The sequence below is a fragment of the Telluria sp. ZT3P39 genome, assembly GCF_059685935.1.
This window is the reverse complement of sequence record NZ_JCASIH010000017.1, coordinates 19273-35177: the sequence shown is the minus strand read 5'-3', so window position 1 is coordinate 35177 and position 15905 is coordinate 19273. Positions and strand designations below refer to the sequence as shown.

Below are 15905 nucleotides of genomic sequence, written 5' to 3'. Positions count from 1 at the left end.
ATCAAGCACTTGCGCCTTCATTTTTGGGCGGGACAAAGGGTGTGTGCAGATTGAACGGATGGTGGACAGATTTTGAGCCGATCGGAAATTGTCCTGTTCTGCACATCTGCTCCTGTGGATATACATGGGCTTGTCCACAGATGGGCCGTCCAGATTCAGCCGAAAAGCGGTTTTGCAGGCGGGTTGGTGTTCAGCGCGACAGCGATCTCGCTGCGTTGGCGACCCTGGTAACGGATAAGGGTTCGGCAGTCCTGGTGTTGCCAGACTTGTTGAGCGGACAAAAGTTGTCAGGTATCGATGCTTAACGAACCTGGCGACCGAGCAGCTGCTGCTGTTGGCGATCAAGTCCTGTCCCTACTGGACGAACTGGTTCGCCTGTAGCGCTCGTGCTGCTGGTTTGCCAGCCCTTGGGGCGACGAATTCCGGCAACTTGTCTGGTTTATTGTTTTAGTTAACTAGGTTGTATACAAAATAGTAGTAATAGTAAACGCCGCATTATTTGTGGATAAGCCTGGTTTTTTCCACAGCATCAAGGACTTAGGGCAGTTTCAACTTGCTGTACAAGCGGTGTTTGTAAACTGTAGGGAAGTTGGACAGAATTCGGGACTGGCCGTTTACCGAGCTGTTCTACACATTCGATCCTGTGGATATCCCAACTGTTTTCCACAGGTGCGAGCAGACCGTTTTTTTGTAAAACCTGCAGGCGGTTTGGCAGCAAGGCGATGCAGCGAAGTGACGCGTCGTCGTTTGCAGCTTCCGGCTTGTCGGATCGACACGACGCGAGCACGAAAAAAAAATTCAGAAAGTTTTCAAAGGTTTACAAGTTAAATAGATATACAAAATAATAGTAGTAGTTAACGGCAGCCCTGTTCTGTGGAGAAGGTAGTTAACACCCGAAGAATCAAGCGCTTACAGAAGGTATAAGGTGGTGTACGGCGTGCATGTCCAGCTGGGCGAAACATTGGACAAGAATTTGGAAGCGCCAAAATGCCTCGGTTCTGCACAAACCGTACCTGTGGATATCAAGAACCTTATCCACAGGTGGGCTATGGACATCCGTTTACGTTCTGGTAAGCTTGCCTCAACGAATCGCAAACGGAGGGGCCGTGGAGCTCGATGCGCTGTGTGGACTGGTCAGGCCAGCCAGGCCTTGGGAAGGCAATGCAGGTCCATTCGCCAACGAAAACCGTACCGGCCGCACGGCCTGTTTGCGAGGACGCTAGCCCGTGGAATCGGCTGGCGAGTACGACTACATCATCGTCGGGGCCGGCACATCGGGCTGCGTGCTGGCCAACCGCCTGAGCCGCGACAAGAACCTGAATATCCTGCTGCTCGAGGCGGGCGGCAGGGACGATTACCTGTGGATTCACATCCCGGTCGGCTACCTGCATTGCATCGGCAATCCGCGCACCGACTGGCTGTTCCGCACCGAAGCCGAGGCAGGATTGAACGGCCGCTCGCTCATCTATCCGCGGGGGAAAGTGCTGGGCGGTAGCTCGTCGATCAACGGCATGATCTACATGCGAGGGCAAGCGCTCGATTATGAGCGCTGGGCCGAAGAAACGGGCGACGATTCCTGGCGCTGGGACCAGGTCTTGCCACTGTTCCGGCGCAGCGAAGACCACTATGCCGGGGCCAGCGAATTGCATGGCGCCGGCGGCGAATGGCGGGTCGAAAAGCAGCGGCTGTCGTGGAAGATCCTGGATGCCTTCCGCGATGCCGCGGCCGAAGCCGGCATCCCGAAAATCGGCGACCTGAATGCCGGCCTGGGCGAGGGTTCTGCCTATTTCGAGGTCAACCAGCGCCGCGGCATCCGCCTGAATACGGCCAAGGCTTTCCTCAAGCCGGCGGCGCAGCGCCCGAACCTGACCATCATGACCGGCTGCCACGTCGAGCGTTTGCTGTTCGCCGAGACGCCCCAGGGCCCGGTCTGCACCGGCGTGCAATTTACCGGCGGTGGACAGGCTTTGACTGCCACCGCGCAGCGCGAAACCCTGCTCGCCGCAGGTGCGATCGGCTCGCCGCAGATCCTGCAATTGTCCGGCATCGGCGACGCGGGCGAACTCCAGCGCCACGGTATTGCGCCGGTGGCCGACTTGCCCGGGGTCGGCGCCAACCTGCAAGACCACCTGCAGCTGCGCATGATTTTCAAGGTGCAGGGCGTCACCACCCTGAACACGCGCGCCACCAACTGGTTCGGCAAGACCCTGATCGGGCTCGAATACGCTTGCTTCCAGAGCGGGCCGATGTCGATGGCGCCGTCCCAGCTCGGTGCGTTTGCCCGCTCGTCGCCGGACCTGCCAGCGCCAAACCTGCAATTCCACGTCCAGCCGCTGTCGCTGGACAAGTTCGGCGATCCGCTGCACCGCTTCCCGGCGTTTACCGCCAGCGTCTGCAACCTGCAGCCGACGTCGCGTGGCCACGTGCGCCTTGCCTCGAGCGACAGTCATGCCGCGCCGAAGATCACGCCGAACTACCTGAGCACCGAGCTTGACCGCAAGACCGCCGCCGCGGCGCTGGCGCTGACGCGCCGCATCGTGGCCGCACCGGCCCTGGCCGGCTACCAGCCGCAGGAATTCGTGCCGGGCCCGCAATACCAGACCGAGGACGAGCTGGCCGAGGCGGCAGGGCTGGTCGGCACCACGATTTTCCATCCGGTCGGCACTTGCCGCATGGGGCGCCTGGATGATCCGCTGGCGGTGGTCGACAGCAGCCTGCGCGTGCGCGGTGTCGGCAAGCTGCGCGTGGTCGATGCTTCGATCATGCCGTTCATCACCTCTGGCAACACGAATTCACCGACGATCATGATCGCGGAAAAGGCGGCGCAAGACATCCTGGCCCAGAAAACCCGAGCCGGCTGATCAGGCGGGCGTGCTTGTGCAAACTTGCACAACCGGCTTGCGCCGGTACGGCAGATTTGCACTGAACTCGCAGCGCGGCCGTATTGTGACAATCCGGCCTTGTATGTATTATTTAACAAGGTATCCTCGCGCGCTTTTGTCGTTTGCAGCACCACCTGTCTGGAGATTCAATGGCGGATGTCATCCTGGAGACAAGACAACTCACCAAGGAGTTCAAGGGATTCACGGCCGTCAGCGAGGTCAATCTGCAAGTCGAGCGCGGCCACATCCACGCCCTGATCGGCCCGAACGGCGCCGGCAAGACCACCTGCTTCAACCTGCTGACCAAATTCCTGGTTCCCACGTCCGGACAGATTCTTTTCAACGGGCGCGACATCACCGCCGCCCGGCCGGCCCAGATCGCCCGCATGGGCATCATCCGTTCCTTCCAGATCTCCGCCGTCTTCCCGCACATGACCGTGCTGGAAAACGTGCGCATCGGCCTGCAGCGCCAGCTCGGCACCAGTTATCACTTCTGGCGCAGCACCCGACACTTGAAGCAGCTGGACGAACGGGCGCTGGCGCTGCTGGCCGAAGTCGGCCTGGAGAGTTTTGCCACCACCCTCACGGCGGATTTGCCTTACGGCCGCAAGCGCGCCCTGGAAATTGCCACCACCCTGGCGATGGAACCGGAACTGATGCTGCTCGACGAGCCTACCCAGGGCATGGGCCATGAAGATGTCCACAGGGTCACCGAACTCATCAAGAAGGTCTCGGGCGGGCGCACCATCCTGATGGTCGAGCACAACATGCGTGTCGTGGCCGGCATCTGCGACCGCATTTCCGTCTTGCAGCGCGGCGCCGTGCTGGCCGAAGGCAGTTATGCCGAGGTCTCGCGCAATCCGCAGGTGATGGAAGCGTATATGGGCACCAGCGATGCGGGCCTCGAAGGAGCGCACCCATGACGGCCGCCCTCGAGATCGCCGACCTCCACGCCTGGTATGGCGAATCCCACATCCTGCACGGCATCAGCCTGACCGTGGAAGCGGGCGAAGTCGTCACGCTGCTGGGTCGCAACGGCGCCGGGCGCACCACCACGCTGCGCGCCATCCTGGGCCTGACCGGGCGCCGCACCGGCTCGATCAGGGTCAATGGTGTCGAAGCAATCGGCCTGCCCACCCACAAAATCGCCCACCTCGGCATCGGCTACTGCCCGGAAGAACGGGGGATCTTTGCCTCCTTGTCGGCCGAGGAAAACCTGATGCTGCCGCCCCAGCTCAGCACAAAGGGAGCAGGCGGGGCAGGGACGGGCATGACGCTCGACGAGATCTACGCCATGTTTCCCAACCTGTACGAGCGCCGCAACAGCCAAGGCACGCGCCTGTCGGGCGGCGAGCAGCAGATGCTGGCGGTCGCGCGCATCCTGCGCACCGGCGCGCGCCTGCTGCTGCTGGACGAGATTTCCGAAGGGCTGGCGCCGGTCATCGTGCAAAGCCTGGCGCGCATGATCACGACGCTCAAGGCCAAGGGCTATACGATCGTCATGGTCGAGCAGAACTTCCGCTTCGCCGCCCCGCTGGCGGACCGCTTTTATGTGATCGAACACGGACAGGTGGTGGAGACCATCGCTGCCGCGGAACTCACCACCAGGATGCCGGTGCTCACCGAGCTGCTCGGCGTGTAATCAACCGCAAACGCATGTGTATAACCATAACGGAGACAACATGAAACCTACCGCCATCGCCCTCGCCACTGCTGCCTGCCTCAGCCTCTCCATGTCCGCCGCGGCACAAGCGCCCGCCGCCGCCATCTCGGGCGACATCATCAAGATTGGTTTTATTACCGACCTGTCCGGCGTCTACTCTGACGTCGACGGCAATGGCGGCGCGGAAGCCATCCGCATGGCGATCGCCGACATGGGCGGGGCCGTCAACGGCAAGAAGATCCAGCTGGTCGTGGCCGACCACCAGAACAAGCCGGACATCGCGGCCTCGAAGGCGCGCGAATGGTTCGACCAGCAGGGCGTCGACCTGCTGATCGGCGGCACCAACTCGGGCGCCAGCCTGGCCATGGCCAAGGTCGCCGCGGAAAAGAAAAAGGTCTTCATCGCGATCGGTTCCGGCACCGCGCAACTGACCAACGAACAGTGCACGCCCTACACCGTCCACTACGCCTACGACACGGTGGCGCTGGCGCGCGGTACCGGCTCGACCATGCTCAAGCAGGGCGGCAAATCCTGGTATTTCCTGACCGCCGACTATGCCTTCGGCCAGTCGCTCGAGAAAGACACGTCCGACGTCGTCAAGGCGGGCGGCGGCACCGTGCTGGGCAGCGTCAAGCACCCGCTGTCGGCCTCGGACTTCTCGTCCTTCCTGCTGCAGGCGCAGGCCTCCAAGGCCCAGGTGCTGGGCATGGCCAATGCCGGCGGCGACCTGATCAATGCGGTCAAGGCCGCCAACGAGTTCGGCCTGAACAAGAAGATGAAGATCGCCGGCCTGCTGGTCTTCATCAACGATATCCACACCCTGGGCCTGAACACCACCCAGGGCATGTATTTCACCGACGGCTGGTACTGGGACCGCACCCCCGAGTCGCGCGCCTGGGCCAAGCGCTATTTCGCCAAGATGAAGAAGCAGCCGTCGATGCTGCAGGCGGGCGACTACTCGGCCACGATGCAGTTCCTGAACGCCGTCAAGGCCACCGGCACCGACAACGCCGGCCAGGTGATGGCGCAGCTGAAGAAAACCCCGGTGAACGACATGTTCGCCAAGAACGGCGTCATCCGCGCGGACGGCCGCATGGTGTACGACATGTACCTGATGCAAGTGAAGACGCCGAAGGAATCGAAGGGCGCCTGGGATTACTACAAGGTGGTCGCCACCATCCCGGGCGACCAGGCATATACGAAGAAGGCGGAGAGCAAGTGCGCGTTGTGGAAGTGAAGAGCAGCGCTGCCGACTGATTGCACCGCCAACCGTAAAACCGTCGTTCCGGCGAAGGCCGGGACGACGTGTTAGAGCAGCGGGACCAAGGCGTGGCATGAATTGCCTCATCCGTTCCGAAACGATCCCCTAGTTCAAGCGTCCCCATGGAAATCTTCGGCATCCCCCACCAAGCCCTGCTCAGCCAGCTCCTGCTGGGCCTGGTCAACGGCTCCTTCTACGCCATGCTCTCGCTCGGCCTGGCCGTGATCTTCGGCCTGCTCAACGTCATCAACTTTTCCCACGGCGCGCTCTACATGGTCGGCGCCTTTGCCGCCTATATCGGCGTCACCAGTTTCGGCATGAACTACTGGACGATGCTGCTGCTGGCGCCAATCCTGGTGGGCCTGCTCGGCATCCTGATCGAGCGCACCATGCTGCGCTGGCTGTACAAGCTGGACCACCTCTACGGCCTGCTGCTGACCTTCGGCATCACGCTGCTGCTGGAAGGGACCTTCCGCTCCTTCTTCGGCGTCTCCGGCCAGACGCTCGACGTGCCGGAACAGCTGGCCGGGGCCACCGACCTTGGCTTCATGATCCTGCCGAACTACCGCGCCTGGGTGGTGCTCGCCTCCCTGGTCGTCTGCCTGTCGACCTGGTTCGTCATCGAGAAGACCCGCCTGGGCGCCTACCTGCGCGCTGGCACCGAAAACCCGAAACTGGTCGAAGCCTTCGGCATCAACGTGCCGCTGATGGTCACGCTCACCTATGGCTTCGGCGTGGCGCTGGCGGGCTTTGCCGGCGTGCTGGCGGCCCCCGTCATCAACGTCACGCCGCTGATGGGTTCGAACCTGATCATCGTCGTGTTCGCCGTGGTCGTGATCGGCGGCATGGGCTCGATCCTCGGCTCCATCCTCACCGGGCTGGCGCTGGGCGTCATCGAAGGCCTCACGCGGGTGTTCTATCCGGAAGGCTCCGAAGTTGTCGTGTTCGTCGTGATGGTGATCGTCCTGCTGCTGCGCCCGGCCGGACTGTTTGGCAAGGAGAAATAATGAACAAGAAAATCGCGTACTTACCTGCGCTGCTCGCGCTGGCGCTGTTCCTGGCGGCGCCCTTCTTCGCCTATCCCGTCTTCCTGATGAAGCTGCTGTGCTTCGCGCTGTTCGCCTGTGCCTTCAACCTCTTGATCGGCTTCACCGGCTTGCTCTCTTTCGGGCATGCCGCTTTTTTCGGCAGCGCCGGCTATGTGACCGGGCACCTGTTGACGGTCGTCGGGCTGCCGACCGAGCTGGGCATCCTGCTGGGCGTGGCGGCCGCCAGCCTGCTGGGACTGCTGATCGGGGCGCTCGCCATCCGCCGCCAGGGCATCTATTTTTCGATGATCACGCTGGCGCTGGCCCAGATGGTGTATTTCGCCGCGCTGCGCTCGCCGCTGACCCACGGCGAGGATGGCCTGCAAGGCGTGCCGCGCGGGCGCCTGTTCGGGGTGCTCGACCTGTCCAGCGACCTGACGATGTATTACGTGGTGCTGGCGATCGCGGTGGCGGGTTTTGCGCTGATCGTGCGGATCGTGCATTCGCCCTTCGGGCAGGTGCTCAAGGCGATCAAGGAGAACGAGCCGCGCGCCATCTCGCTCGGTTACGACGTCGACCGCTACAAACTGCTCGCCTTTGTCCTGTCGGCGGCGCTGGCAGGGCTCGCAGGGGCCACCAAAACGGTCGTGCTGGGCTTCGAGACCCTGACCGACGTGCACTGGACCATGTCGGGCCTGGTGATCCTGATGACGCTCGTAGGGGGCATGGGAACGATGGCCGGGCCCATCCTCGGCGCCTTCCTGGTGATCGCGCTGGAAAACAAGCTGGGCGACCTGGGCGCCTGGCTGGCGGAGACGCTCGGCATCGAATGGTTTGCGACCCTGGGCGACTCGGTCGGCATGGTCATCGGCCTGATCTTTATCATCTGCGTGCTCTTGTTCCGCCGTGGAATTGTTGGGGAACTAGGTGCGCGGTTCAAGCGGCACCCTGCTGCTTTATAAGGCAGCAGCGTAGATCGCGCGGGCGTCGGCGAGGGTGACGTCGCGCGGGTTGTTACCGAGCAGCCTGGTCTGCAGCATGGCGTCATGCGCCAGCCGGTCGAGGTCCGATTCCTGGATGCCGAGCTGGCGCAGCGTCGTCTCAATTCCCGTCAGCTTGGCTATTTGTTGCATAAAAGCAATTAACGCCTCCGCCCGCGCCCCCTCGCTCCCGCTTGCTTCCGGCACCACGATGCCGGCCAGTTCCGCGTACAGCTTGCCCGCCTGCGGCAGGTTGAAGCGCAGGACATGCGGCAGCACGAGCGAGTTCGACAGTCCATGCGGTACATGGAAGATGCCGCCGATCGGATAGGCCAGCGCATGCACGGCCGCCACCGGCGCGTTCGAGAAAGCTTGGCCCGCCAGGCAAGCGCCGAGCAGCATGGCTTGTCGCGCTTCGAGGTCGCTGCCCTGTTCGCAAGCCCGGATCAGGTTGCGTGATAACAGCGACAGCGCTTCGCGCGCCAGCGCGTCCGACAACGGATTCTTCTTGTGCTTGCTGGTATAGGCCTCGATGGCGTGCACCATCGCATCGATGCCGGTGGCGGCCGTGACCAGCGGCGGCAGGCCCAGGGTCAGGGACGCGTCCAGGATGGCCAGGTCCGCATACAGCTGCGGCGCGACCACGCCCATCTTGGCGGTGGCGCCGGTGGTGACGATGGCGATGTTCGTCACTTCCGATCCGGTACCGGCCGTGGTCGGCACCTGCACCAGCGGCAGGCGTTTTCCCGTCACCTTGCCGATGCCGTAGATTTCGCCGAGCGGCTGTGTTGATGCCGCCAGCACGGCCACCAGCTTGGCCACGTCCATCGAACTGCCGCCGCCAAAGCCGAGCACGAGATCGGCCTCCAGGCGTCGGGCGGCATCGACCGCATCGAGCACGACGGCTTCTGGCGGATCGGCTACGACACCGGAAAACACCGCGACCTTCACTCCGTGTTGCTCCAGGTTCCGTTGAGGCAGGTCGAGCAGGCCGGTGCGAAGAAAGCCCGCGTCGGTCACGACCAGTACCCGCCGCGTGCCCGGAAAGCGTTCCGCGACGACCTCGCCGAGGCGCGTGGTGATGCCGGGTTCCGACAGGATCGTGGCAACGGTGCTGAAGGCGAAAGCGGTCATGCGGTGTCTCCCCAAGTGTGATCGCATCAGCTTACCCCATCCGCAGCCTGTCGCGGCGGGCGGAACGCTGCCGTACAATGCAGCCTCTGCATTCCTTTGACTTGTCCCATGATTGATTTTGCTTGGCTCGGCGTTGCCGCCTTTACCGCCGGGCTGGTCGACGCCGTTGTCGGTGGCGGCGGCCTGATCCAGATCCCTGCCATTTTTTCCGTCCTGCCGAAGGAAGTTCCCGCGACGCTGCTGGGGACCAACAAGTTCGCCAGCATCTTCGGGACCAGTGCCGCGGCGGTGAACTACGCGCGCCGGGTGAGGGTAGCGTGGAGCACGGCGGCGCCGGCTGCCATGGCGGCCTTCGTCCTGTCGTTTGCCGGAGCCTGGACCGTCACGCGGGTGCCGGCCGATTTCGTACGGACGCTGCTGCCGATCATCCTGGTGGCGGTCGCCGTCTATACATTCAAGAAGAAAGATCTCGGCGCCGTGCATGCGCCGGTGCACAGCGGCTTGGCCGAACGCTACTGGGCAATCGGGATCGGTGCAGCCATCGGATTCTATGACGGCTTTTTCGGGCCGGGGACCGGCAGCTTCCTGATCTTCCTGTTCGTGCGTTTCTTCGGCTTCGATTTTCTCAGCGCCTCGGCGGCGGCCAAGATCGTCAACGTGGCCTGCAATTTCTCGGCCCTGATGTGGTTCGGGTACAGCGGACACTTGCTGTGGCAACTAGGCCTGATGATGGCGGGGTGCCAGGTGGCAGGCTCGCTGATCGGCACCAGGTTGGCCTTGAAACATGGCAGCGGCTTTGTCCGCAAGCTGTTCCTGGTCGTCGTGTCCGGACTGATCCTCAAGACGGCCTACGATGCGTTTATCAAGATCGGGTGGTGATTGTTCCACGTGAAACATAGAGCCGGGCTTGCCCGGCTTTTCTTTTAGCCGCGTAGTTTGTTCCACGTGAAACAAAATCTGTCGTTTTCGGACCGATGAAGAGTCCCGCAAGAAAAAAGAATCTATAATCGCGCATCAGTCTCCTCGCCTTGCGCACATCATGCTATTTCCAACTGAATTCGACGTCATCGTCGTCGGCGGCGGCCATGCCGGCACCGAAGCCGCACTCGCGTCCGCGCGCACCGGTCAAAAGACCCTGCTGCTGACCCATAACATCGAAACCCTGGGACAAATGTCCTGCAATCCGTCGATCGGCGGTATCGGCAAGGGCCACCTCGTCAAGGAAGTCGACGCGCTCGGCGGCGCCATGGCCATCGCCACCGACGAGTCGGGCATCCAGTTCCGCATTCTGAATTCGTCCAAGGGCCCGGCCGTACGCGCCACCCGCGCCCAGGCCGACCGTATCCTGTACAAGGCGGCCATCCGTTCGCGCATCGAAAACCAGCCGAATTTGTGGCTGTTCCAGCAAGCCGTGGACGACCTGATGGTGGAGGGCGATCGCGTCGTCGGTGCCGTCACCCAGGTTGGCGTGCAGTTCCGTGCCCGCGCGGTGGTGCTGACCGCCGGGACTTTCCTGGACGGGAAGATCCACGTCGGCCTGCAAAGCTATTCCGGCGGCCGCGCCGGTGACCCGCCGGCGATGTCGCTGTCGAGCCGCCTGAAGGAACTCAAGCTGCCGCAAGGCCGCCTGAAGACCGGCACGCCGCCGCGCATCGACGGCCGCAGCATTGATTTCTCGGTACTGGCCGAGCAGCCGGGCGACCTCGATCCGGTGCCGGTGTTCTCGGTCATGGGCAATGCCGCGATGCACCCGCGCCAAGTGCCATGCTGGGTCACGCACACCAACGAGCAAACCCACGACATCATCCGCGCCGGCCTGGACCGCAGCCCGATGTACACGGGCGTGATCGAAGGCGTCGGTCCGCGTTACTGCCCGTCGATCGAGGACAAGATCCACCGCTTCGCCACCAAGGAATCGCACCAGATTTTCCTGGAGCCGGAAGGCCTCACGACCAACGAGTTCTACCCGAACGGGATCTCGACCAGCCTGCCGTTCGACGTGCAGCTGGCCCTGGTGCGCTCGATGAAGGGCATGGAAAACGCCTTCATCCTGCGCCCGGGCTATGCGATCGAATACGATTATTTCGATCCGCGCGCCCTGAAAGCCTCGCTCGAAACCAAGTCGATCAAGGGCCTGTTCTTTGCCGGCCAGATAAACGGCACCACCGGCTACGAAGAGGCTGCGGCCCAGGGCTTGCTGGCCGGCCTGAACGCCGCGCTGCAAACCAAGGGCGAGCAAGCCTGGACCCCGGGCCGCTCGGAAGCCTATCTTGGCGTGCTGGTCGACGACCTGACCACCCAGGGTGTGGCCGAGCCTTACCGCATGTTCACCAGCCGCGCGGAATACCGCCTGTCGCTGCGCGAAGACAATGCCGACATGCGCCTGACGGAAATCGGCCGCAAGCTTGGCCTGGTGGGCGACGCCCAGTGGGCCGCGTTCGAGACCAAGCGCGAGTCCGTCGCCCGCGAACTCGAGCGCCTGCGCTCGACCTGGGTCAACCCGCGCATTTTGGCAGCAAGCGAATCCGAGCGCGTGGTAGGGCAGGCGATCGAGCGCGAATACAACCTGGCCGATTTGCTGCGCCGCCCGGGTGTGCAATACGACACCCTGATGACGATGCATGGCATGGAAGGCCAAGCGCTGGCCGGCCCCGGCGTGGAAGATCCAGCGGTCAAGGAACAGGTGGAAATCCAGCTGAAATACGCCGGCTACATCGACCGCCAGGCCAAGGAAGTGGAGCGTCACGACCACTACGAAAACCTGAAATTGCCCGAGAACCTGGACTACCTGGAGATCACCGCGCTGTCCTTCGAGGTGCGCCAGAAGCTCGACAAGGGGCGTCCGGAGACGCTTGGCCAGGCTTCGCGCATTTCCGGCGTGACCCCGGCGGCGATCTCGCTACTGCTGGTGCACCTGAAAAAACGCGGCGCCAAGGGCTTTACCACCACAAACACGAACACCGACGCGGAGCTGGCTGAATGAAGTATTTTGACCGCGCCGCGCTGGCGCAGGTACTGAAGGACGGCATCGCCGAGATGCAACTCGACCTGACCCAGGCCCAGCAGGAACAACTGCTGGATTATCTGGCGCTGATGAACAAGTGGAACAGCGTCTATAACCTGACCTCGCTGCGCGACCCGATGCAGATGGTGACCCACCACCTGCTCGATTCGCTCGCGGCCGTGCCTGCTTTCGCCGGCGCCCGCAATGTGCTGGACGTCGGGGCGGGCGGGGGCTTGCCCGGCATCGTGCTGGCCATCTGCCGTCCCGACATGAAAGTGTCGATGATCGACACCGTGCACAAGAAAACCGCCTTCCTCAAGCAGGTCAAAGCGGAACTCGAGTTGGTGAATGTCACCGTGTACACGATGAAGGTCCAGGAGCTCGAGGTGAGTGAAAAATTCGACGTGATTACCTCGCGTGCTTTTGCCGACCTGTCCGATTTTCTGAACTGGTCGGGTCACCTGTTGCTCGAGGGCGGAAAATTCATCGCCTTGAAAGGGGTGGCGCCGCCGGAAGAGCAGGAGCGCATTCCCGAGGAATGGAAAGTGACCGGTTTGCAGCCGCTGCAGGTGCCAAAGCTGGGGGCGGAACGCCACCTGGTGTTCGTCGAGCGCGCCACGGCAGGTTCGAACTAAACAGAATAAACCATATAAATCGTTTATACCGTTTATACAATACAAACCATTAAAATGGTTTGTACGGTATGAACGGTATAGCGTCTTGCTCCTTGCACCGTATCATTGCTTCCATGGATAAGAATAGATGGCGAAGATTTTTTGCGTAGCGAACCAGAAGGGTGGCGTCGGCAAGACCACCACCAGCGTCAACCTGTCGGCGGGGCTGGCCAAGCTTGACCAGCGCGTGCTGCTGGTCGACCTCGACCCGCAGGGCAATGCCACCATGGGCGCCGGCATCAACAAGGCGTCCCTGTCCAGCTCGATCTACCAGGTGCTGCTGGGCGAGGCCGACGTCGCCACCGCGCGCATGCGCTCGGAGGCAGGGCGCTTCGACGTGCTGCCCGCCAACCGCGAGCTGGCCGGCGCCGAGGTCGAGATGGTCTCGCTCGAGAACCGCGAGCGCCGCCTGAAGGACGCCCTGGCCGCGGTAAGCCAGGACTACGATTTCATCCTGGTCGACTGCCCGCCCGCGCTGTCGCTGCTGACCCTGAACGGCCTGTGCGCCGCGCACGGCGTGATCATCCCGATGCAGTGCGAGTACTACGCGCTCGAGGGCCTGTCCGACCTGGTCAACACGATCAAGAAGGTGCACGCCAACCTGAACACCGACCTGCGCATCATCGGCCTGCTGCGCGTGATGTTCGATCCGCGCATGACGCTGTCGCAGCAGGTCTCGGGCCAGCTCGAGCAGCACTTCGGCGACAAGGTGTTCACCACCATCATCCCGCGCAACGTGCGCCTGGCCGAAGCGCCGTCCTACGGCATCCCCGGCGTGGTGTTCGACCCCTCGTCCAAGGGCGCGCAGGCGTACATCGCCTTCGGCGCCGAAATGGTCGAACGCATCAAGACTATGTAATTCAGAAAAGAGAGCTGACACAGAAATGGCAACCAAAAAATTGAAAGGCCTCGGCCGCGGCCTCGACGCACTGCTTGGCGGCGACAGCGAACCGGCGCCGCCCCAGGCGCCGTCGTCCCTGCGCGTGACGCAGATCCAGGCCGGTAAATACCAGCCGCGCACCCGCATGGACGAAACCTCGCTGAGCGAACTGGCCGCGTCGATCAAGACCCAGGGCATCATGCAGCCGGTGCTGGTGCGTCCGTTGGGGGAGGGCGCCAAGGTGCCTTACGAAATCATCGCCGGCGAACGGCGCTTCCGCGCGGCCCAGATGGCTGGCCTCGAGGAAATCCCGGTGCTGGTGCGCGAAGTGGACGACCAGTCCGCCGCGGCCATGGCCCTGATCGAGAACATCCAGCGCGAAGACCTGAACCCGCTCGAGGAAGCGCAGGGCATCCAGCGCCTGATCAGCGATTTCGATTTCACCCACGAGCAGGCGGCCAACGCGGTCGGCCGCTCGCGCAGCGCGGTCTCGAATTTGCTGCGCCTGATTAACCTGGCCTCGCCGGTCCAGACCATGCTGATGGCGGGCGATATCGACATGGGCCACGCCCGGGCCCTGCTGGCGGTCGACAGCGCGCACCAGATCACCCTGGCCAACCAGGTGATCGCCAAGCGCCTGTCGGTACGCGAGACCGAAAAGATGGTGGCGCGCGCGATCGAGGAACAGGCGAGCCCGGAAGCGAGCGCCCGGGCCAAGGACAAGCCGGGCGACATCGTGCGCCTGGAAGAAGAATTGTCGGACAAGCTTGCCACCCCGGTGATGTTCAAGATGGGGGCGAAGGGCAAGGGGCAGCTGATCATCGACTTCGCCGACCTCGATATCCTCGATGGCGTGCTGGCGCGCCTGCGCGCGTGAACGATGTCCTGACCTAGGGTGGTCGGGTCCTCCCGACCGCGCGTTCAAGAAGCGTATGCATCTCGCAGCGCTGCACGCTCCCGCCGGTTGAACGCGCGGTCGGCAGAGCCGACCACCCTACGAACGCTCATCCGTTAAGTATTTGAAAAGATAGAGATTTCAGTACCTTTTCTGTCGTTTTCAGAGCATCTTTACGCCTCAGTTATAAGACCGGAAACGTTTGACTCGCGTCCGTATAACCACTTATAATCCCGCTGATTCGTGTAATTACCACATCGTAACTCGTCCCAATGCGCTAGCGCGGAATAAGAAAAACATGCTGCGCATCGTCTCCCTGCAATTGTTGGCAACGGTAGTCGTAGGCCTCATCGCCGCACTACTGGGGGGACTGGCTGCGATGTTTTCTGCGGTATTGGGCGGATTGTGCTGTGTTGTGCCCAATGCAATCATGGCGGTTCGCCTGTATGCCGGTACCCAAAGGCCGGGCGGCGCGAGCCCCGTGACATTCTTCATCTGGGAATTTGTAAAGATTGCGTTGACGCTTGCGCTCCTGTTCGCAAGCGCCAAGTTGTACCACGAGCTGAACTGGCTGGCCTTGTTGGCCGGGTTCATCGTGGCGCTGAAAAGTTACATCATCTTATTATTTAGGCACCGATAATGGCGAATCCAACTGTAGATGGCGCAGCGGCACACGCGCCAACCGCTTCAGAATACATCAAACACCACCTGGGCCACCTGTCGAACCAGCATCAGAACGGTCCGGTCGATTTTTCCGTTGTTCACTACGACACGCTGTTCTGGTCGATCGCCATGGGCGTGATCGGCTGCCTGGTCATGTGGATGGCAGCTCGCCGTGCCACCTCGGGCGTGCCGGGTCGCTTCCAGGCCGCGGTCGAGATGCTCGTCGAGATGGTCGAAGACCAGTCGAAGGCGATCGTTCACGGCGACCGCAGCTTCATCGCTCCCGCGGCGCTGACCGTGTTCGTCTGGGTAGCGCTGATGAACTCGCTGGACTTCCTGCCGGTCGACATGTTCTCGTACCTGTTCAGCCTGGCGGGTGTGGAAAACGTCTTCCCCTACCACCGCGTGGTCCCGACTGCCGACTTGAACGGCACCATCGGCATCTCGCTCGGCGTGCTGATCCTGATGCTCTTCTACGGCATCAAGATCAAGGGCCTGGGCGGCTGGCTCCACGAACTGTTTGCAGCACCGTTTGGCATCTGGATGGCGCCGTTCAACCTCCTGCTGAACATCATCGAATACGCAGCAAAAATGGTGTCGCTCGGTATGCGACTGTTCGGCAACATGTTTGCTGGCGAGCTGCTGTTCCTATTGATCGCTTTGCTTGGTTCGACCGCGACCATTTTCGGTTTCGTCGGCCAGGTAATCGCAGGCTCGATCTGGGCGATCTTCCACATCCTGATCGTGTTCCTGCAGGCCTTCATCTTCATGATGCTGACGCTTGTGTACCTCGGTCAGGCCCATGAAGGCCACTGATCGGCGCCGCAAGCATCGAACGGAT

At 62.3% G+C, this 15905-nt stretch carries 14 protein-coding genes; 13 read left to right on the top strand and 1 reads right to left on the bottom strand.

All coding sequences use genetic code 11. The annotated features are described in order from the left end of the window. Positions 1–1226 precede the first annotated feature (1226 nt). From AC56LR_RS15760 to AC56LR_RS15735, 6 genes are all read left to right on the top strand, one after another. Positions 1227–2861: a GMC family oxidoreductase gene (locus AC56LR_RS15760; protein ID WP_497131767.1), complete on the top strand. Its 1635-nt coding sequence runs from the start codon at positions 1227–1229 to the stop codon at positions 2859–2861. A 170-nt stretch (positions 2862–3031) separates the two neighbouring features. Next, complete coding sequence (locus tag AC56LR_RS15755) at positions 3032–3805, top strand: ABC transporter ATP-binding protein (protein WP_497131766.1); 774 nt, start codon at positions 3032–3034, stop codon at positions 3803–3805. Beyond that, entirely contained in the window at positions 3802–4524 is a 723-nt protein-coding gene (locus AC56LR_RS15750) for an ABC transporter ATP-binding protein (RefSeq protein ID WP_497131765.1), read from the top strand. The genes AC56LR_RS15755 and AC56LR_RS15750 overlap by 4 nt, the downstream gene beginning before the upstream one ends. Before the next feature lie 40 nt (positions 4525–4564). Further along, a complete protein-coding gene (locus tag AC56LR_RS15745; protein WP_497131764.1) occupies positions 4565–5782 on the top strand; it encodes an ABC transporter substrate-binding protein in 1218 nt (405 codons plus the stop codon). A 146-nt stretch (positions 5783–5928) separates the two neighbouring features. After that, positions 5929–6813, top strand: a complete 885-nt coding sequence (locus AC56LR_RS15740; protein WP_497131763.1) for a branched-chain amino acid ABC transporter permease — start codon at positions 5929–5931, stop codon at positions 6811–6813. Beyond that, entirely contained in the window at positions 6813–7796 is a 984-nt protein-coding gene (locus AC56LR_RS15735; protein ID WP_497131762.1) for a branched-chain amino acid ABC transporter permease, read from the top strand. Before AC56LR_RS15740 ends, AC56LR_RS15735 begins: the two co-directional genes overlap by 1 nt. Here AC56LR_RS15735 and AC56LR_RS15730 read toward each other — a convergent pair. Then, positions 7791–8948, bottom strand: a complete 1158-nt coding sequence (locus AC56LR_RS15730) for an iron-containing alcohol dehydrogenase (RefSeq protein ID WP_497131761.1) — start codon at positions 8946–8948, stop codon at positions 7791–7793. The genes AC56LR_RS15735 and AC56LR_RS15730 overlap by 6 nt on opposite strands. Before the next feature lie 108 nt (positions 8949–9056). On the opposite strand from AC56LR_RS15730, the gene AC56LR_RS15725 reads away from it, so the two are divergent. From AC56LR_RS15725 to atpB, 7 genes are all read left to right on the top strand, one after another. Next, positions 9057–9827 carry a sulfite exporter TauE/SafE family protein gene (locus AC56LR_RS15725; protein WP_497131760.1) on the top strand — a complete coding sequence of 257 codons (771 nt, stop codon included), beginning with the start codon at positions 9057–9059 and terminating at the stop codon, positions 9825–9827. Positions 9828–9987: 160 nt separating this feature from the next. Further along, on the top strand, positions 9988–11931 hold the full coding sequence (mnmG, locus tag AC56LR_RS15720) for a tRNA uridine-5-carboxymethylaminomethyl(34) synthesis enzyme MnmG (RefSeq protein WP_497131758.1): 1944 nt from the start codon (positions 9988–9990) through the stop codon (positions 11929–11931). Further along, a complete protein-coding gene (rsmG, locus tag AC56LR_RS15715) occupies positions 11928–12587 on the top strand; it encodes a 16S rRNA (guanine(527)-N(7))-methyltransferase RsmG (RefSeq protein WP_497131757.1) in 660 nt (219 codons plus the stop codon). The genes mnmG and rsmG overlap by 4 nt, the downstream gene beginning before the upstream one ends. A 127-nt stretch (positions 12588–12714) precedes the next feature. After that, positions 12715–13485: a ParA family protein gene (locus tag AC56LR_RS15710; protein ID WP_497131755.1), complete on the top strand. Its 771-nt coding sequence runs from the start codon at positions 12715–12717 to the stop codon at positions 13483–13485. A gap of 25 nt (positions 13486–13510) precedes the next feature. Next, a complete protein-coding gene (locus AC56LR_RS15705; RefSeq protein WP_497131753.1) occupies positions 13511–14383 on the top strand; it encodes a ParB/RepB/Spo0J family partition protein in 873 nt (290 codons plus the stop codon). Between the two features lie 316 nt (positions 14384–14699). Further along, positions 14700–15041: an ATP synthase subunit I gene (locus AC56LR_RS15700; protein ID WP_497131751.1), complete on the top strand. Its 342-nt coding sequence runs from the start codon at positions 14700–14702 to the stop codon at positions 15039–15041. Beyond that, positions 15041–15880, top strand: a complete 840-nt coding sequence (atpB, locus tag AC56LR_RS15695) for a F0F1 ATP synthase subunit A (RefSeq protein WP_497131750.1) — start codon at positions 15041–15043, stop codon at positions 15878–15880. The genes AC56LR_RS15700 and atpB overlap by 1 nt, the downstream gene beginning before the upstream one ends. The last annotated feature ends 25 nt before the right edge of the window (positions 15881–15905 follow it).